The 20,395-nt window shown below is 49.4% G+C and carries 13 protein-coding genes; 12 read left to right on the forward strand and 1 reads right to left on the reverse strand.

Annotated elements, in window-relative coordinates; genetic code table 11:
• Nucleotides 1–48: 48 nt before the first annotated feature.
• Genes DW826_RS10415 through prfA form a run of 3 tightly spaced genes read left to right on the forward strand, consistent with a single transcriptional unit; the run spans nucleotide 49 to nucleotide 3,297 of the window.
• Nucleotides 49–1,050 carry a DUF1385 domain-containing protein gene (locus tag DW826_RS10415; protein ID WP_117552683.1) on the forward strand — a complete coding sequence of 334 codons (1,002 nt, stop codon included), beginning with the start codon at nucleotides 49–51 and terminating at the stop codon, nucleotides 1,048–1,050.
• Nucleotides 1,047–2,210, forward strand: a complete 1,164-nt coding sequence (locus DW826_RS10420) for a HemK/PrmC family methyltransferase (RefSeq protein WP_242994083.1) — start codon at nucleotides 1,047–1,049, stop codon at nucleotides 2,208–2,210. The genes DW826_RS10415 and DW826_RS10420 overlap by 4 nt, the downstream gene beginning before the upstream one ends.
• A 13-nt stretch (nucleotides 2,211–2,223) precedes the next feature.
• Complete coding sequence (prfA, locus tag DW826_RS10425) at nucleotides 2,224–3,297, forward strand: peptide chain release factor 1 (protein ID WP_117552684.1); 1,074 nt, start codon at nucleotides 2,224–2,226, stop codon at nucleotides 3,295–3,297.
• Between the two features lie 277 nt (nucleotides 3,298–3,574).
• Here prfA and DW826_RS10430 read toward each other — a convergent pair whose 3' ends face one another.
• Nucleotides 3,575–4,912 carry an MATE family efflux transporter gene (locus DW826_RS10430; RefSeq protein ID WP_117470444.1) on the reverse strand — a complete coding sequence of 446 codons (1,338 nt, stop codon included), beginning with the start codon at nucleotides 4,910–4,912 and terminating at the stop codon, nucleotides 3,575–3,577.
• Between the two features lie 430 nt (nucleotides 4,913–5,342).
• Here DW826_RS10430 and rfbA point away from each other — a divergent pair, with 430 nt between their 5' ends.
• From rfbA to guaA, 9 genes are all read left to right on the forward strand, one after another.
• Entirely contained in the window at nucleotides 5,343–6,245 is a 903-nt protein-coding gene (gene rfbA / locus DW826_RS10435) for a glucose-1-phosphate thymidylyltransferase RfbA (RefSeq protein WP_015552504.1), read from the forward strand.
• Nucleotides 6,246–6,405: 160 nt separating this feature from the next.
• Nucleotides 6,406–7,443, forward strand: a complete 1,038-nt coding sequence (gene rfbB, locus DW826_RS10440) for a dTDP-glucose 4,6-dehydratase (protein WP_015552506.1) — start codon at nucleotides 6,406–6,408, stop codon at nucleotides 7,441–7,443.
• Nucleotides 7,444–7,474: 31 nt separating this feature from the next.
• The gene (rfbD, locus tag DW826_RS10445; RefSeq protein WP_117552685.1) at nucleotides 7,475–8,323 is read left to right on the forward strand and encodes a dTDP-4-dehydrorhamnose reductase; all 849 of its coding nucleotides are present in this window, start codon (nucleotides 7,475–7,477) and stop codon (nucleotides 8,321–8,323) included.
• Nucleotides 8,324–8,639: 316 nt separating this feature from the next.
• Nucleotides 8,640–9,998 carry a phosphoglucosamine mutase gene (gene glmM / locus DW826_RS10450; RefSeq protein ID WP_117552686.1) on the forward strand — a complete coding sequence of 453 codons (1,359 nt, stop codon included), beginning with the start codon at nucleotides 8,640–8,642 and terminating at the stop codon, nucleotides 9,996–9,998.
• Nucleotides 9,999–10,575: 577 nt separating this feature from the next.
• Entirely contained in the window at nucleotides 10,576–12,249 is a 1,674-nt protein-coding gene (leuA, locus tag DW826_RS10455; RefSeq protein WP_117552687.1) for a 2-isopropylmalate synthase, read from the forward strand.
• Nucleotides 12,250–12,586: 337 nt separating this feature from the next.
• A complete protein-coding gene (locus DW826_RS10460; protein WP_117552688.1) occupies nucleotides 12,587–13,831 on the forward strand; it encodes a hypothetical protein in 1,245 nt (414 codons plus the stop codon).
• 321 nt (nucleotides 13,832–14,152) lie between these two features.
• Nucleotides 14,153–17,002, forward strand: a complete 2,850-nt coding sequence (uvrA, locus tag DW826_RS10465) for an excinuclease ABC subunit UvrA (protein ID WP_117552695.1) — start codon at nucleotides 14,153–14,155, stop codon at nucleotides 17,000–17,002.
• Between the two features lie 192 nt (nucleotides 17,003–17,194).
• Nucleotides 17,195–18,343, forward strand: a complete 1,149-nt coding sequence (gene iadA, locus DW826_RS10470; protein ID WP_117552689.1) for a beta-aspartyl-peptidase — start codon at nucleotides 17,195–17,197, stop codon at nucleotides 18,341–18,343.
• A gap of 289 nt (nucleotides 18,344–18,632) precedes the next feature.
• On the forward strand, nucleotides 18,633–20,177 hold the full coding sequence (gene guaA / locus DW826_RS10475) for a glutamine-hydrolyzing GMP synthase (RefSeq protein ID WP_117552690.1): 1,545 nt from the start codon (nucleotides 18,633–18,635) through the stop codon (nucleotides 20,175–20,177).
• Nucleotides 20,178–20,395 lie beyond the last annotated feature (218 nt).

Consider the following 20,395-nt stretch of genomic DNA (forward strand, 5'->3'; position numbering starts at 1 on the left):
CGGAGCGATTCTGGTATGACACTATGAGACATATATGGAGGTAAAATCTTGAAATATTCCGGTATCGGGGGACAGGCAGTATTAGAGGGTATCATGATGAAGAACAAGGACAATTACGCCACGGCTGTCAGAAAGCCGGACGGCGAGATCGTTGTCAAGAAAGATACCTATGTGAGCATGACAGAAAAAGTAAAGTTTTTCTCCCTGCCGTTTGTGAGAGGAATCTTTAGTTTCGCGGACTCCATGATCCTGGGAATGCGTTCCCTGACATGGTCGGCAAGCTTCTTTGAGGACGATGAGGAGGACGAGGAGCCGGGAAAGTTCGAGAAATTTTTGATCGATACATTTGGTGAAAAAGTAGATAATGTCGTTATGTCGGCGGTGATGGTATTCTCCATCTTTATGGCGATTGCGATCTTTATGGTACTCCCGCTTTTGATCGCGGGAATCTTCCGGAAATTTATCCACTCTGAGACTGTGATGGCGATTCTTGAAGGCTGTATCCGAATTGCGATTTTCATCACCTACATTAAGGTGATCTCACGGATGGATGACATCAAGCGGACGTTCATGTACCACGGATCGGAACATAAATGCATCAATTGCTTAGAGCATGGCCTTGTGCTCAACGTGGAGAATGTAAGAAAAAGCTCCAAAGAGCATAAGCGCTGCGGAACGAGCTTTCTTCTGATCGTTATGGTGATCAGCATCCTGTTCTTCATGGTGGTCCGTGTAGATACGATCTGGCTTCGGATCGTCAGCCGGATCGTCCTGATCCCGGTGATCGCGGGTGTCTCCTATGAGGTGCTCCGCCTTGCAGGAACCAGCAATTCGAAGATCATGGACATCGTCAGCCGTCCGGGCATGTGGATGCAGGGACTTACGACAAAGGAGCCGGATGACTCGATGATCGAGGTAGCGATTGTCGCGGTCGAGGCTGTGTTTGACTGGAAGAAATATCTGGAAGAAAATTTCCCGGAGCAGTATCCGGCAGGATATTTTGAGAGAGAAGATCAGACAGGGAAGAACGCGCAGGAGATAACGGCATGAGCGAGATGAAGAACGCTGTCGGGGCTGGAACAGGTCGGTCTGGAGATGATCTATGCGCGGGAAATAGTGTGCGTGAATTTAAGATCTGGGCAGATGTCCTAAACTACGGAAAAAAGATCTTAAAGAATGCGGGGATTGTGGAGGCGGATCTTGACGCCTGGTATCTGTTTGAGCAGAGCTTCGGGATCTCCAGGGCGCAGTATTTTCTTTGCGCAAGGGAGAACATTGTCGGAAGCACGGCACAGAAAATGACTGCTCAAGAGCAGACTGGTAATTCTTTGGAGAGCAAAAACGCGCTGGACTGTGTAGAACTGTGGCTGAAAGAGAAACTGTCAGCGTATGAGAACGCACTGAAAAAACGCGTAGCCCGCATTCCGCTGCAGCAGATCATAGGACAACAGGAGTTCATGGGACTTTCGTTCTTTGTCAATGAGCATGTACTGATCCCGAGGCAGGATACGGAGACGCTGGTGGAGCTTGTGCTGCAGGAGCAGAAGGATAAGGATATTTCGATCCTTGATATGTGTACTGGATCCGGCTGTATTGCGGTGAGCTTGAAGAAGCTTGGAGGATATGCGCATGTGGAAGGCGCGGATATCTCGGAAGAGTCGTTAAAGGTTGCAAAAAGAAATTCAGAAGAGATTCTTGAAAACAACGATGTAAATAATGATGCAGTCAGCAGCAGGACAGAACAAATACAGAATTGCACGAATCTGACAAATAATCAGAATAAACAGAATAATTCTGCAAAACGCAAGATTTCTGAAGCCAGCAAGCTGTCGCAGGCAGGTGTAACATTCCGCCACAGTGACATGTTCAGCAATTTTCCGGAGACAGAACAGTTTGATGTGATCGTTTCCAACCCACCCTACATCCCCAGCGCAGTTATCGAAGAGCTGGAACCGGAAGTGCGGGACCATGAGCCGCGAGGAGCTCTTGACGGGACCGCGGACGGGCTTTATTTTTACAGAATTCTGGCAGAAGAATGTGCCAAACATCTGACGCCGGGAGGACATGTGTATTTTGAGACCGGATATGACCAGGGAGCAGCGGTGAAGGAACTGCTGGATATCCATGGTTTTAAGGATACAAGAGTGATTCAGGATCTGGCAGGAAAAGACCGCGTTGTGTGCGGAGCCTGGCAGACCGCAGGCGTATGAGGAGGTTTTATAGATGTTTGACCGTTTGGATGACATGTTACGGCATTACGAAGAGTTAATGCTGGAATTAAATAACCCGTCGGTGGCGGAAGACCAGAGAAAATTCCGCAAGCTGATGAAGGAGCAGGCAGACCTGGCGCCGATCGTTGACGCATACAAGCAGTACAAGCAGGCGAAACAGGACGTGGAGGACAGCCTTACGCTTCTCGATGAGGAGAGCGACGAGGAGATGAAGGAACTCGCGAAGGAAGAACTTGCCGACGCAAAGAAGAGGATCGAGGAGCTGGAACAGGAGTTAAAGATCCTGCTTCTCCCGAAAGACCCGAACGATGAGAAGAACGTAATCGTCGAGATCCGTGCCGGTGCAGGCGGAGACGAGGCAGCATTATTCGCTTCCGAGTTATACCGCATGTATGTGCACTATGCGGAGAGCCAGCACTGGAAGACAGAGATGATCAACGTCAGTGAGAGCGGAATCGGCGGCATGAAGGAAGTTGAGTTTATGATCACCGGACACGGCGCTTACTCCAAGTTAAAATACGAGAGCGGCGTCCACCGTGTACAGCGTGTCCCGGAGACAGAGTCCGGCGGAAGGATCCACACCTCCACGGCAACCGTTGCCATCATGCCGGAGGCTGAGGAATTCGACGTTGTGATCGATGATAAGGATATCCGTATTGATGTTATGCGTGCGTCCGGTAACGGCGGACAGTGTGTCAACACCACAGACTCCGCGGTGCGCTTAACCCATATCCCGACAGGAATCGTGATCTACAGCCAGACTGAGAAGTCCCAGCTTCAGAACAAGGAGAAAGCGTTCCGTTTACTGCGTTCCAAGTTATATGATATGGAGCTGGAGAGACGCCAGAATGAGGAGGCGGCAGAGCGCCGCAGCCAGATCGGTACCGGTGATCGCTCCGAGAAGATCCGTACCTACAACTTCCCGCAGGGACGTGTGACAGACCACAGGATCAAGCTGACACTCTATAAGATCGATGCCATCATGGACGGCGATATTCAGGAGCTGATCGACAGCCTTATTGCGGCGGATCAGGCGGCGAAGCTTGCGAAGATGAATGAGAACTAATTAAAAAATACCTTCGAGGACCAGAAATGATCTTCGAAGGTATTTTTTACCTCAGTCGAGAAGACTCCCGCCTCTTCAGGTGGTGAGTCATAACAAATTAGTCTCAGTGGGAGTTAGGTCTCCGACTGAGAGAGACGCTCCGCGAGGATGCGCAGTGATTCTGTAAAGAATATGTAAGCTTGCGCTGACCAGAATTACGTGTCAAGTCTCATGGACGTTCGACTTGAAAAATGGGAAATTCCAAGAAATTCCCTATTTCACAAAAGGCACATTCTCTTTATGAGAAAATAATCTTCTGCCACCGCCCGCTCCTGTACCTGCAGACGAAGAAGATTCCGCGGACAAGCCAGTCGATGGTCATAGCAACCCAGACACCGAAGATTCCCATATGGAACACCATGGTCAGCAGGTAGCTGAAACCAAACCGGAACACCCACATGGAGATGATGGAGAGCACCATGGTGACCTTCACATCCGCCGCGGCGCGCAGCGTATTCGGCAGCGTGAAGGACAGCGGCCAGATCGTCACAACGCAGGCAGCATGATACAGGATAATATCGTTTGCATACTGGGCGGCCTCGTCGGAGAGATTGTAGACCGACAGGATAAACGGCAGCGCCAGGATCACGATGAGGTTTGATGCGATCAGGCAGAGATACTCCACGCGCATCATATGCTTTGTGTAATATTTTACCTGCTCGAAATCTCCCGCGCCGACGCACTGGGCGCAGACCGTGAGAAGTGCAAAGCCGAAGGACATGCCGGGCAGGATCGCAAAGTTCGCGATATTATTGCCGACCGCGTTCGCTGCCAGGGATGCGGTTCCGAGACCGGAGACGAGACTTAAAACGGCGATCTTTCCAAGCTGGAACATACTGTTCTCCAGGCCGTTCGGAATTCCGATATAGAGGATCTTTTTCAGCACATTCCACTTGATCTTAAACGGGTATGGGTGCAAAATGTGAAGTTCATGTTTCTGGTTGTTTAACAAAATAAGAATCACCACGCAGGCAACACCTCGGGACACGACCGTCGGGATCGCAACGCCCTCGACACCGCGGTGGAATCCGAAGATTAAAAGTGCGTTTCCGAATACATTGATGGAGTTCATGAGTAGTGAGGTCTTCATGGCGATATTGGAATTTCCCATAGCACGGAAGATCGCGGCTCCCGCGTTGTACATGGCGATCATCGGGATGGAAGACAGAACGATCAGCAGGTAGGTACGACTGTCCTTCATGACTTCCGGCTCGATCTTTCCGAATACATGGTACAGGATCACGTTCTGTCCGAGGTAGCCGAGAATCATAATAAAGATCGAGAACAGGAATGTGAAGTTAAAAAGCTGGGCGGTCGCTTCGCAGCCGGTTTTCGGATCTTTTCTTCCAAGATACTGTCCGGCAATCACCGCACCGCCGGTGGCGAGAGCCGTGAAGATATTGATGATGAGAAGCATGACCGTGTCGACCAAGGAAACACCAGAGACGGCTGCCTCCCCGACCCGGGCGACCATGATGGAGTCGGAAAGACCGACGGCGACCTGTAGAAACTGATCCACGATCAGGGGGATGATCAGGCGCACCAGGTCGTTCCGGCTGAAAAGACGATTATTCATATGTAGATACATCCTCCAGAAAAAAATATAATATAGGTTCTAACATATTTTTATAAGATTTGCAATTGGGAAAAGTTCCGGTTTTTAAGTATGGTCCTGTGGTATGATTTCAGCGAATTTTCTTAAACAAAGGGATAGTCTATAAGAATATTTAAGAATAGAACTGCAAAGGGAAATGAATGTCGAAGAAGGTGCAAGGGCAGTTAAGAAAAGAGTCAGAAGGAAAAACAGATGTCTGCAGAGGGAAACGGACAGCGAACATCATAGGTATGATGTGAAATATGGGGAAATTATAAAAAATCCACAAAAATCTTCATGTTTTTTAAGAGAATTATAAGAGGAAGTACCTTTAAAAGAAAAGGCATTTATGCTATAATGACCCCAGTATAGGGCGTAGTGTGCCCAAAAACAGATGAGAAAAGGAGAGCATATGAAAGGAATCATACTTGCCGGCGGAAGCGGCACAAGACTGTATCCGCTCACTAAGGTAACTTCCAAACAGCTTTTACCAATTTATGATAAACCAATGATCTATTATCCGTTATCCGTGCTGATGAACGCAGGAATCAGAGATATCCTCATCATCTCCACACCGGACGATACCCCGAGATTTGAGGCGCTGTTAGGTGACGGAAAACAGTTCGGCGTGAACTTATCCTACGCTGTACAGCCGAGCCCGGACGGACTTGCCCAGGCCTTCATCATCGGTGAAAAATTCATCAATGGTGACTCTGTTGCGATGATCTTAGGAGATAATATCTTCCACGGACAGGGCTTAAAGAAACGTCTCCGTGCGGCAGCAGAGAAGGAGAAAGGCGCAACCGTATTCGGCTACTATGTCGATGATCCGGAGCGTTTCGGTATCGTTGAGTTCGATGAGACTGGAAAAGCGATCTCCATCGAAGAGAAGCCGGAAAAACCGAAGTCCAATTACTGCGTGACCGGTCTTTACTTCTACGATAACCGCGTTGTCGAGTATGCGAAGAACTTAAAGCCGTCCGCAAGAGGCGAGCTTGAGATCACAGATTTAAACCGCATCTACCTTGAGAACGGCGAGCTGGATGTAACACTTTTAGGACAGGGCTTTACATGGCTTGACACCGGTACCCACGAGTCCTTAGTTGAGGCCACAAACTTCGTTAAGACCATCGAGACCCACCAGCACAGAAAGATCGCGTGTCTGGAAGAGATCGCCTACACGAATGGCTGGATCTCCAAGGAAGAAGTTATGGCCGCATACGAGATCTATAAGAAGAACCAGTACGGCCAGTATTTAAAGGATGTCATCGACGGAAAATATATCGACAAACTGCCGGGACACGCAGATAAGTAAAGAGAAAAAACAGCAGGCTTTCAGCGCACTCACGCCCAAACACAAAGCGTTTGAGTGGAAGCTTCTGAACTGATACAGGAAAGGATGGAACATGAGCTGAGTGTATTCCTGTAGGGAAATTTTGCAGTCAGGATCATGTTCATGAAGGAGAAATAAACACATGAAAATCATCGTAACAGGCGGCGCCGGATTTATCGGCGGCAACTTCATCCACCATATGGTAAACAAATACCCGGAGTACCAGATCGTAAACCTCGATCTCTTAACATACGCCGGAAATCTTGAGACATTAAAGCCGGTCGAGAATAAGCCGAACTACAAGTTCGTAAAGGGCGACATCGCAGACCGTAAATTCGTATTCGACCTCTTCGAAAAAGAGAAACCGGATATCGTTGTAAACTTCGCAGCGGAGAGCCATGTTGACCGTTCCGTTGTAGATCCGGAAAGCTTTGTCCGCACAAATGTTATGGGAACTACAACGCTGCTTGACGCATGCCGCACCTACGGGATCAAGCGTTACCATCAGGTTTCCACCGATGAGGTCTACGGAGATCTTCCGTTGGACCGCCCGGATCTCTTCTTCACAGAGGAGACACCGCTCCACACCTCCAGCCCGTACTCTTCCTCCAAGGCAAGCGCTGACCTTTTCGTTCTCGCTTACCACAGAACCTACGGACTCCCGGTGACGATCTCCCGCTGCTCCAACAACTATGGCCCGTACCACTTCCCGGAGAAGCTGATCCCGCTGATGATCAGCCGTGCCCTCGCAGACGAGGCGCTTCCGGTATACGGAACAGGCGAGAATGTCCGCGACTGGCTCCATGTTTCCGACCACTGTGAGGCCATCGACCTGATCATCCACAACGGACGTGTCGGTGAGGTTTATAACGTCGGCGGACACAATGAGAGAACAAACCTGGAGGTCGTTAAGACGATCTTAAAGGCATTAAATAAGCCGGAGAGCCTCATTAAATTCGTAACAGACCGCCCGGGCCACGACAGACGTTACGCCATCGACCCGACAAAGCTTGAGACAGAGCTTGGCTGGAAGCCGAAATACAACTTTGATACCGGTATCCAGCAGACGATCCAGTGGTATCTGGATAACGAGGACTGGTGGAAGCACATCTTAAGCGGTGAGTACAGCAATTACTTCGATAATATGTACGGCGACCGCCTCGGTAAAGATTTAAAGTAAGGCACTTTCAGGTGAAAGGAATAACGCGAACATGAGAGTTTTAGTAACAGGCGTAAAAGGCCAGCTTGGTCATGACGTTGTAAATGAGATGGAAAAACGCGGTCTGACTCCGATCGGAGTCGATCTTGCGGAGATGGATATTACCGATAAAGAGGCATGCGACCGTGTGATCACGGAGGCAAATGTCGAGGCGGTCATCCACTGTGCCGCTTATACAGCGGTTGACGCAGCGGAGGACAATGTGGATGTTTGCATGAAGGTCAACGCAGGCGGGACAAGAAATATCGCGGAAGTCTGCAAAAAGCTCGGCATTAAGATGATGTACATCAGCACGGACTATGTGTTCGACGGACAGGGAACCCGCCCGTGGGAGCCGGATGACGAGAGACATCCACTGAATGTCTATGGACAGTCCAAATATGAGGGAGAGCTTGCAGTCGAGGAGCTGGTAGAGAAATTCTTTACCGTCCGCATCGCCTGGGTATTCGGCGTAAACGGCAAGAACTTTATCAAGACCATGCTGCGGATCGGAAAGGAGCGAGGAGCCGCATCTGTCGTTGATGATCAGATCGGATCCCCGACCTACACTTACGATCTCGCAAGACTCCTTGTGGATATGATCCAGACCGACAAATACGGCAGATACCATGCGACCAACGAGGGACTCTGCTCCTGGTATGAGTTCGCGTGCGAGATCTTCCGCGCAGCCGGCATAGATGTCAAGGTGACACCGGTGCATTCCGATGAGTATCCGGCAGCAAAGGCAAAACGCCCGATGAACAGCCGGATGAGCAAGGAAAAGCTTACAGAGAACGGCTTCGAGCGTCTTCCGGAGTGGAAGGACGCGGTTGCGAGATATCTGAAGGAGATCACCTGGTAGAAGGATTCACTGCCTGAAAGCGGTGGAGTCTTACCGGACTGAGATAAAGATCAGGATTTGGCGGCGAAGGACCGGTCCTGCTTATAAAAAGACATACGGCTGTCGGTGAAGACATGTTCTCCGGCAGCCTGTTTTATCAGAGAAAACAGGATCTGCGAAGTCCTGTCAGCAGCGTATCAATGCCGGACAGTTTGGTGCAGATGCGCATAATCTATGAAGAGACAGAAAACCGCGGACTCTATAGAGAATGAGGATATTGTTTTATGGAAATGTCCGATTCTCTATAAGGTTCGCGGTATATGGAGGAAATTGAGGAATGGGAAAATATTTTGGTACCGACGGCTTCCGCGGCGAGGCAAACGTCGATCTTACCGTGGAACACGCGTATAAAGTCGGAAGATTTCTCGGCTGGTATTATGGAAAACAGGCCAAGGGAGACCACTGCAGAGTTGTGATCGGAAAAGACACGAGACGCTCCAGCTATATGTTTGAGTACTCCCTTGCGGCGGGACTCACGGCATCCGGCGCTGACACTTATCTTTTACATGTAACGACAACTCCGAGCGTGTCCCATGTGATCCGCACGGAAGATTTTGACTGTGGGATTATGATCTCCGCCAGCCACAATCCGTACTATGACAATGGAATCAAGGTCATGAACGGCAACGGCGAGAAGCTTGAGGAGAGTGTGATCACAGAGATTGAGAAGTACTTAGACGGAGAGATGGAAGAGATCCCGCTTGCAAAGAGAGAACATATCGGAAGAACGCAGGATTTTGCAGCGGGAAGAAACCGCTATATCGGTTACCTGATCTCCATCGCTACGAGATCCTTTAAGGGTAAGAAGGTTGGCCTCGACTGCTCCAACGGAAGCGCCTCCTCCGTTGCGAAGAGCGTATTTGATGCCCTCGGCGCTGACACTTATGTCATCAACGATAAGCCTGACGGACTGAACATTAACCGCGGTTGCGGTTCCACACATATCGGGGAGCTTCAGAAATTCGTGAAGGAAAAAGGTCTCGATGTGGGCTTTGCCTATGATGGTGACGCGGACCGCTGCCTGGCTGTGGATGAGAACGGAAACGTCGTGGACGGCGACCTGATCCTCTACATCTGTGGAAAGTACATGAAGGAACAGGGACTTCTGCGCAACAATAAGATCGTTACCACAGTTATGTCAAACCTTGGCCTTTACAAGGCACTTGACCGTGAGGGCATCGGCTACGAGAAGACGGCTGTTGGCGACAAATATGTATATGAAAATATGTCAAAGACCGGAAACTGCCTCGGCGGTGAGCAGTCAGGACATATTATTTTCAGCAAATATGCGACTACCGGTGACGGAATCCTGACGTCCTTAAAGATCATGGAGGTTATGCTGGAGAAAAAAGAAACACTCGGAACACTTGCCTCGGAGGTAACAATTCTTCCGCAGCTTTTAAAGAATGTCCGGGTGGCAGATAAAGCGGCTGCGCTGAACGATCCGGATGTGCAGGCAGCGGGAAAGGCTGTTGATGAGGCACTTGGAAATGACGGAAGACTTCTCCTCCGTCAGAGCGGAACAGAGCCGCTGATCCGCGTTATGGTCGAGGCGGAGACACCGGAGATCTGCGAGAAGTACGTGGATCAGGTGATCGATGTATTGAAGAAAAAAGGTCATGTGACAGAAAGCTGATCGCTTGAAATATAAAATATGAAGGATGAGGCAGTGAAATAATTTGCTGCCTCATTTTACATATGGTTATAATCTCAGAAAGGCTTGGGAGGTGTACAGTGACTTCGTAGTTACTTTTCATGGGTAGGAATTTTCTGAACTGAAAATTCCGTATGATACTGTTATGACCGCGGATTTTGCCGATTCGGAATGCGAAGCATCGGCAAAATCCTGTTACAGTGCGCGGGCATGGAGTGTCCGTGTACTGTAACACTGCATATCTCCCATATCTAAATGTTATGGTATAGATTCTTGCGATTCCTTTTTCGCAGTGATATAATGAAGAAACGAAAAGGAAGCGGCCGAAAAACGCGGCCGCCGCCAGAATTTCACAAAAAAGGACTGATGAAAATGGGGTTAGACCTAAAAGCGTAACATTGTTTATAATTGAGAAGTACAGCGTGGTTTACCGACTCCGTGGCCTGCGACTATGAAGCTGGAGGGAAACTGCAGTGCCTGGAAAGACTGCATGATTACAAAAATTCATGAAATGCAGGAATGAAAATGACTTTTATCAGAAAAGCGGAGGAAAGAAACTATGATGAATTATAAGAGATATCAGAGAGTACCGGTCATGAATTACCCGGAGAGGGAGTGGCCGAATAAAGAGATCGAGAAAGCACCGATCTGGTGCAGTGTGGATCTGCGCGACGGCAATCAGGCACTTGTAGAGCCGATGGTCGTTGAAGAGAAGATCGAAATGTTCAATATGCTGGTGCAGATGGGCTTCAAGGAGATCGAGATCGGTTTCCCGGCCGCTTCCCAGATCGAATTTGACTTTTTAAGACAGCTCGTTGAACGCAGGCTGATCCCGGACGATGTGACGGTTCAGGTTCTGACCCAGTGCCGTGATCACCTGTTAAAGAGAACCTTCGAGTCCATTCAGGGAATCCCGAAGGCAGTTGTGCATATTTACAACTCTACATCCACCTTACAGCGTGATGTTGTATTCCATATGGACCGTGAGGAGATCAAGCAGATCGCAATCGACGGTGTCGATATGGTAAAGAAGTACATGAAAGATTATGACGGAAAAGTGATCCTGGAGTATTCCCCGGAGAGCTTTACCGGAACAGAGATGGACTATGCGCTTGATATCTGCAACGCGGTCCAGAGAGCATGGGGACCGACACCGGACAATAAGATGATCATCAACCTTCCGTCCACTGTTGAGATGACGACACCGAACGTATTCGCAGATCAGATCGAGTGGATGAGCAAACATCTGGAGAACCGCGAGAGCATCATTTTAAGCGTTCATCCGCATAATGACCGCGGAACAGGTGTCGCTGCTGCAGAACTTGCAATGCTTGCAGGCGCTGACCGCGTTGAAGGAACCCTGTTCGGAAATGGTGAGCGTACCGGCAACGTGGATATCCTGACCATCGCCTACAATATGTTCTCTCAGGGAATCGATCCGGAGCTTGAGATCGGCGACATTAAGAAGATCGCGGAGGTTTACGAGCGCTGCACAAAGATGCATATCGATCCGCGTCATCCGTACGCTGGAAAGTTGGTATTTACTGCATTCTCCGGTTCCCATCAGGATGCTATCAACAAGGGAATGCATGCGCTTATGGAAAGAAAGAGCGAGATCTGGCAGGTTCCGTATCTGCCGATCGATCCGTCCGATATCGGAAGAGAGTACGAGCCGGTGGTCCGTATCAACAGCCAGTCCGGAAAGGGCGGTGTTGCTTTCGTTATGGACAGCTTCTTTGGCTTCAAGCTTCCGCGCGGCATGCACAAGGAGTTTGCGGATGTGATCCAGAAGATCGCAGAGAAGCAGGGTGAGGTTGCACCGGAGCAGATCATGGAAGAGTTCCGCAAAGAGTATCTCGACCGCAAGGAACCGTACCACTTCCGCAAGTGCAAGATCACAGATTTCGAGTCCGGAGACCAGTTCACAACCGTTGCTGTTGTTACCTACTCTGACCACGGCGAGACAAAACAGTTTGAAGGTGTCGGAAACGGCCCGATCGATGCTGTGAAACGCGGACTGGAGGAGGAGCTTGGTATCTCAATCAAGGTTCTCGATTACAGCGAGCATGCGCTGACATCCGGTTCCGGGGCGCAGGCGGCTTCCTATATCCACCTGATGGATCAGAAGACCGGCAAGGTGACATACGGTGTCGGCATCAGCTCCAACATCACGAGAGCATCCTTAAGAGGTATCTTCAGTGCAGTTAACCGTCTGTTTGGAGATGCAGAGTAAAATAAAAATGTCGGATATACGTTCAGTGCTGCGGTAAGACATAGGGAGAAACTGCAGTGTCCGGCGGCAAATCATAAGAAAATTTTAAATGCGGCAGAAATGGGAATGCAATCCTGTTTTTGCCGCATTTTTGCGTCATATTTTTAATGAAATGTAAGAAAAAAGAGAAGAGTTTTTAGGAAGTTTTCTGTATAATACAAGTACAAACAAAAAACGAAAGATATCTAGCGGAGATATCGAAAACAAATAGCCACCGTGGGAACGATGAAAAGGAAACCGGTGGGAAAGTGAAAAAGTATATTCCGGAAACGGAAATATTTAGAAGAGGAGGGTTTCTATGAAGAAGAGATATTTTGCAGGTGCAGCAGTTGCGGCGATGATTTTAACCGCAGGAATGGCGATGACCTCCTTTGCGGACTGGTCACAGCAGAATGGAAAATGGTATTACTACAATGACAACAACGGACGCCTCGTTCGGAATGACTGGGTATGCTCCAAAGATGCATGGTATTATATGGATTATAATGGAGTGATGCAGACAAACAGCCTGATCGATGATACCTATTATGTAAATGAGAATGGTGTCATGATCACAAACACATGGAAGTACATCAACAACAGCCGCTGGAACGAAAGCGGATGGAGATATTTCGGAGCAAACGGAAAGGCGTACACAAACGGCTGGAAACAGATCAATGACGTGTGGTACCACTTTACGGATTCCGTTTTGGATATCGGCTGGGTGGAGATCGATGGTAAGATCTATCATTTAGAAGATTCCGGAGCTATGACGACGGGCTGGAGAAAACTGGCGGACAGAGAGGATGACTGGGGTGAGTACTGGTACTACTTTAATTCCAGTGGAAAGCTGATCTATGATGGTGAGCTGAAGATCTCCGGTGAGACCTATATCTTTGACCACAGCGGAAGAATGCTGACTGGCTGGGTAAATGAGTCTGATTACACATCTACAGGACGTGACGACCTCTCCAACAGCGATGTCAATGCCCTTCGCTACTTCCGCAGCGGCGGACAGCAGATGAACGGCTGGAGATATATGGCATCCCCGGATGACGCTGAGGAAAACTGGTACTACTTTAAAGATGGCCGCGCATACTCCACATCCTATAAAACAACGGAGGCCTGCGGATACGGAATAGCAAAGATCAAGGGCGAGACCTACTGCTTTGATAAAAAGGGCCGCATGAAGACAGGTCTTGTGGAGCTGAGCGACGGCAGAAAGTTCTACTTTGACAGTGACGGAAAGATGAAGACCGGGCGGATCGTGGTCAACGACGATAACCATGACAACGAAGTATTCTACTTCACAACTTCCGGCAGTATCGGAACGAGAGGCGACGGATTCACGGGTGTGAAGGACGGAAGTCTCTACGAGAACGGACGCCTTGTGAGTGCGGAAGAAGGAATGAAGTACGAGAAAGTCACCGTTGACGGAAAGACATATGTGGTCAACGAATCCGGTAAGGTAAAGACCAGCGGAACCGTGACAGATGCAGACGGCGTGAAATATAAGATCACGAAGGATCAGAACGGCGGATATAAAGTGGAAGTTTCCTGGTAGGAATGGATACAGAAAGCTTGAGGAGCTTATGATGTAAAATTTCATAGAATCCCATAAAAGAGAGATCCCGGCAGTTTGCTGTCGGGGTCTCTTGCACGTGGGTGCGCATTTTGTGAAAGGTAAATGATTTTACCTTTATATAAAAAGGCATACAAAAACGAACAAATGTTTGCATACAAAAACGAAATGTGATATACTGGGCGTAACCGGAAACAAGTCCGTAGCATGCGAGCATATCCGGCTTTCTTGACGAAGCGTATACTCAGAAAATTCTGTGAGAATGATAAAGCAAAAGCAGACATGGCAAAGAGGAGAGACACAATGCCGAAGCAATATATAAAAATACGAGGTGCCAACGAGCACAACTTAAAAAATATTTCCCTGGATATCCCGAGAAATGAGCTGGTGGTCCTGACCGGACTTTCCGGATCGGGAAAATCCTCCCTGGCATTTGATACGATCTACGCGGAGGGACAGAGACGCTATATGGAGTCTCTGTCCTCCTATGCGCGTCAGTTCTTAGGCCAGATGGAAAAACCGGATGTTGATAGCATCGAGGGACTTTCCCCGGCGATCTCCATCGACCAGAAATCCACGAACCGCAACCCGCGTTCCACCGTAGGAACTGTGACGGAGATATACGACTATATGCGTCTTCTGTACGCGAGGATCGGTATCCCCCACTGCCCGAAGTGCGGCAGGGAGATCCGGAAACAGACCGTGGACCAGATGGTGGACCAGATCATGACACTGCCGGAGCGGACGAAAATCCAGCTTTTAGCGCCAATGGTCCGTGGAAGAAAAGGACGTCATGAGAAGGTTCTGGAACAGGCGAAACGCAGCGGTTATGTCCGCGTGATGATCGACGGAAATCTCCACGAGCTGTCTGAGGAGATCACGCTGGAGAAGAATATCAAGCACAATATCGAGATCGTTGTGGACCGTCTTGTTGTGAAGCCGGGGATCGAGAAACGTCTGACGGACTCCATCGAGACTGTGATGAAGCTGTCCGATGGTCTGATGATCGTGGATGTAGCTGGCGGTGAGCCGATCAACTTCAGCCAGAGCTTTTCCTGCCCGGACTGCGGGATCAGTATCGAGGAGGTGGAGCCGCGAAGCTTCTCCTTTAATAACCCGTTCGGCGCCTGCCCGGACTGTTTCGGTCTGGGATATAAGATGGAATTTGATGAGGATCTGATGATCCCTGATAAGTCCCTGAGTATTAACGAGGGAGCGATCGTCGTCCTTGGCTGGCAGTCCTGCGCGAAGCCGGGAAGCTTTTCGAGGGCGATTCTGGATGCCCTGGCGGCAGAGTATCACTTTGATCTTGATACTCCGTTTAAAGATTATCCGAAGGAGATCCATGATATCCTGATCTACGGAACCGGTGGAAAGGAAGTAAAGGTCCACTATACAGGACAGCGCGGAACCGGCGTTTACGACGTGGCCTTTGAGGGCCTGATCGAGAACGTAAACCGCCGTTACCGGGAGACGTTTTCCCAGGCCAGCAAGGCAGAGTACGAGAGTTTTATGCGGATCACACCGTGTACCACCTGTCATGGACAGCGCTTAAAGCAGTCTTCTCTGGCAGTGACGGTAGGTGGGCTGAATATTTACGAGGCTACGAATATGTCCATCGTAAAATTCAGGGAGTTTATCGATGATCTGAAGCTATCTGAGATGCAGAAGATGATCGGTGAACAGATTTTAAAGGAAATCCGGGCGAGGATCAGCTTCCTGATCGACGTGGGACTGGATTATCTGTCCTTATCCCGGGCGACGGGTACCCTTTCCGGCGGCGAGGCACAGCGGATCCGTCTGGCGACCCAGATCGGCTCCGGACTTGTGGGGGTTGCCTATATCCTTGATGAGCCGAGTATCGGACTGCACCAGAGAGATAACGATAAGCTGTTGAAAACGCTGGAACATCTTCGGGATCTCGGAAACAGTGTGATCGTCGTGGAACACGATGAGGATACGATGCGGGCGGCGGACTGTATCGTGGATATTGGTCCGGGAGCTGGGGAACACGGCGGAAATGTGGTCGCTGTGGGAACGGCAGCCCAGATTATGAAGTGTAAGGAATCGATCACCGGTGCGTATTTAAGCGGCCGGATCAAAATTCCGGTGCCGAAGGAGAGAAGAAGCCCCACAGGCTGGATCAAAATCCGCGGCGCGAGGGAGAATAACCTGAAAAACGTTGATGTGGATGTGCCGCTTGGAATTATGACCTGCGTGACCGGTGTGTCAGGATCGGGAAAGAGCTCCCTGATCAACGAGATCCTCTATAAGGCGCTGGCGAAAAAACTGAACCGCGCCCGGACGATCCCGGGAGACCACGACGGAATCGACGGCGTGGAACAGCTGGACAAGATCATCGCTATCGACCAGTCTCCGATCGGAAGAACTCCGCGATCGAATCCGGCGACCTACACCGGTGTGTTTGACCTGATCCGTGATCTATTCGCAGCGACCACCGACGCGAAGGCGAAGGGATACTCAAAGGGACGGTTCAGCTTCAATGTAAAGGGCGGCCGATGCGAGGCCTGCAGCGGTGACGGAATCATCAAGATCGAAATGCATTTCCTGCCGGACGTCTATGTGCCCTGTGAGGTCTGTGGCGGAAAGCGGTACAACCGTGAGACTTTGGAAGTGAAGTATAAGGGAAAGAGCATTTACGATGTGCTGAATATGACTGTGGAGGAGGCGTTAAAGTTCTTTGAGAATGTGCCGTCTATCGCGAGAAAGATCGCGACATTGAACGATGTGGGACTTTCTTATATCCGGCTCGGACAGCCCTCGACGGAGCTTTCCGGCGGAGAGGCGCAGCGGATCAAACTCGCCACAGAGCTTTCCAGACGCGGAACCGGAAAAACAATCTATATCCTCGATGAGCCGACGACAGGACTCCACTTCGCGGATGTCCATAAGCTGGTGGAGATCTTAAGAAAGCTTTCCGAAGGTGGAAATACGGTGGTTGTGATCGAGCACAATCTGGATGTGATCAAGACCGCGGATTATATTATCGATATGGGACCGGAAGGCGGAGACCGCGGCGGTACCGTGATCGCGAAGGGAACGCCGGAGGAGATCGTGAAGGTTCCGGAGTCCTATACGGGGCAGTATGTCAAGAGGTATCTTGAGAACGGAGATACCGATTTAGACGAGTAAAAAAATGAAAGTTTCGAATCATCACTTGGAATACTTCCGGCGGTATGCTATACTGAAGTAATAAGAAAAACATAAATGCCCGACAGTAATTTCCATTACAGTTCATCCATGCTCTGGTTTGGCTGACCTGTAACTAATTTCCAGCTGTCGGGCAGTTATGTAAAACAGGGATCACACAGGAGGAATAAGCCCATGCTGTTAGTAAAAAACGCAAAAGTTTACGCACCGGAATATCTCGGAGTGAAGGATATCCTGATCGCCGGAGGAAGGATCGAAAGAATTGCGGATCATCTGCCGGAGTATGAGGGATGTGAAGTAATCGACGGAACCGGAAAGATCGTGACTCCGGGTATTATCGACCGCCACGTCCATGTGACCGGAGGCGGTGGAGAGGGAAGCTTCCACACTCAGGCACCGCAGGTCCAGCTATCCAGCCTGATCAAGGGTGGTGTGACAACTGTACTTGGACTTTTGGGAACTGACGGAATCAGCAGAAGTGTGGAGAATCTTTTAGCAAAGGTAAAAGCGTTAAAAGAAGAGGGAATTTCCGCCTATGCGATCTGCGGAGCCTATGGTTATCCGAGTACGACCGTGACCGGAAGTGTCAGCAAGGACATCATGTTTATCGATGAGATCCTTGGAGTGAAGCTTGCAATCTCCGATCACCGTGCGCCGAATATCACGACAGAGGAACTGATCCGTCTGGCCAGTGATGTCCGCACCGCAGGAATGCTGAGTGGAAAACCTGGATTTATCTGCCTTCATATGGGCGGAGACAAGAGAGCATTGAAACCGGTATTTGAGGCATTAGAGCGCACCTCGATCCCGCCGAAAACATTTCAGCCGACTCACGTGGGACGCAACGCGAACCTCTTAGAGGATGCGTTTAAGTTCGCGAAGATGGGCGGAACGATCGACCTCACCTGTGGGGAATCTGAAAGCAAGTTCCACTCTGTTGCAGATGCTGTCAAGAAAGCGAAAAAAGAAGGAGTTCCAATGGAGAAGGTGACCATGAGCTCCGATGGACAGGGAAGCTGGTCTAACTATGATACAGAAGGAAAACTTGTGGAGATAGGCGTTTCCGATGTGGATACGATCTACCGTCAGATCGTCTACATGGTAAAAGAAGAAAATATGGATTTGGAGGAACTTCTGGCTCTCGGAACCAAGAATCCGGCGATGGCTCTGGAATTATATCCGAAAAAGGGTGCTGTGAAGGAAGAAAGTGATGCGGATATCCTGATCATGAATGAAGATCTCTCTCTTGATACGGTGATTGCTATGGGCGTGCCTATGATGAGAGACGGGAAAATCCTTAAAAAGGGAACGTATGAGAAATAATGTTGCTGCCTGCACGAGGTGCAAATGTGCCTGACTATGTACAGGAACCTCCACTACCACCACTGTATTGTACGGAATTTTCAGTTCAGAAAATTCCTACCCGTGTACAGTAACCTTCATACTTATTAAAGTACAGGTTTTGAGGGAAAGCACTTGCCAAGTTTCTATGAATCCCTTATAATTAGTTCCAAATAGGAAAATTTATATCTGTCCGGCATTCCGGCACAAATCGATGCGGATTGCCGGGCAGTTATCAAGAAGTACATGCACATATTTCAGGAGGCACCCGATGAATCAGGAAAAAATTATTGTTATCGACTTCGGCGGCCAGTACAATCAGCTGGTTGCCCGTCGTGTCCGTGAATGCCATGTATACTGTGAGATCTACTCCTACCGGACTCCGATCGAACAGATCAAGGCAATGAATCCGAAAGGAATCATCTTAACCGGAGGTCCGAACAGCGTTTATGAGGAAGGTGCTGCTACATGCAGCAAGGAACTGTTTGAGATGGGCGTTCCGGTACTCGGACTCTGCTACGGCGCGCAGCTGATGTCCCACGTTCTCGGCGGACATGTATGCAAAGCACCGGTTCGTGAGTACGGCAAGATCGAAGTGACTGTGGACAAGACAAGCAAGCTTTTCGGAGATGTATCCGAGAAGACGATCTGCTGGATGAGCCACAATGACTACATCGAGAAAGAAGCACCTGGATTCAGAATCGTCGCACATACTCCGGACTGCCCGGTTGCAGCCGCTGAGTGCGAGGAGAAGAAATTATATGCGATCCAGTTCCATCCGGAAGTCCTTCATACTCAGGAAGGTACAAAGATGCTCCATAACTTCATCTATGAAGTCTGTGGATGTGCCGGAACATGGAAGATGGACGCATTTGTTGAAAACAGCATCAAAGCGATCCGCGAGAAAGTTGGAAATGGAAAAGTTCTCTGCGCGTTATCCGGTGGAGTTGACTCTTCTGTTGCAGCCGTTATGCTCGCAAAGGCAGTCGGCGACCAGCTCACCTGTGTATTCGTTGATCACGGTCTTCTCCGTAAGAATGAAGGCGACGAGGTCGAGGAAGTATTTGGACCGAATGGTCCGTACGATCTGCACTTTATCCGCGTAAACGCACAGCAGCGTTTCTACGATAAATTAGCAGGCGTTGAGGAGCCGGAGAGAAAGAGAAAGATCATCGGTGAGGAGTTTATCCGTGTATTCGAGGAAGAAGCAAAGAAGATTGGTGCTGTTGATTTCCTTGTACAGGGAACGATTTATCCGGACGTTGTAGAGAGTGGTCTCGGCGGAGAATCTGCAGTGATCAAATCCCACCACAATGTCGGAGGCCTTCCGGATTATGTTGATTTCAAAGAGATCATTGAGCCGCTCCGCGACCTCTTCAAAGACGAGGTCCGTAAGGCCGGTCTTGAGCTCGGAATTCCGGAAAAGCTCGTATACCGCCAGCCGTTCCCGGGTCCGGGACTTGGAATCCGTATTATCGGCGCCGTAACACCGGAGAAAGTAAAGATGGTACAGGAAGCTGACGCGATCTACCGCGAAGAGATTGCAAAAGCAGGAATCGACCGCAATATCGGCCAGTACTTCGCAGCCTTGACCAATATGCGCTCAGTAGGCGTTATGGGTGATGAGAGAACCTACGACTACGCGATTGCCCTGAGAGCGGTAAACACCATCGACTTTATGACTGCTGAGGCCGCTGAGATTCCGTGGGAAGTTCTCGGAATTGTATCAAGCCGTATTGTCAACGAAGTACCGCATGTTAACCGCGTACTCTATGACTGCACAGGGAAACCGCCGGCTACGATTGAGTTTGAATAAATCGAGTTGCTTAAAAAAGCCAGTGTTTATGCGGGTTTCAGCGATTTCGATTAGTCTTTTGATAACAAATTGATAACAGTCATAGCAAGTGCCATTATTCTTGTTATCCAGTGGTTTATGGGTAACGGAACAATTAACAGGTGGCTTGCAGACTAAAGTTCGGAGCTTGGCTCTGAACAAATTCCATATTATAAACTAAGCCCTTAGCTGTGGTTAAT

It is taken from the genome of Clostridium sp. AM34-11AC (assembly GCF_003435375.1).
GTDB lineage: Bacteria > Bacillota > Clostridia > Lachnospirales > Lachnospiraceae > Pilosibacter > Pilosibacter fragilis.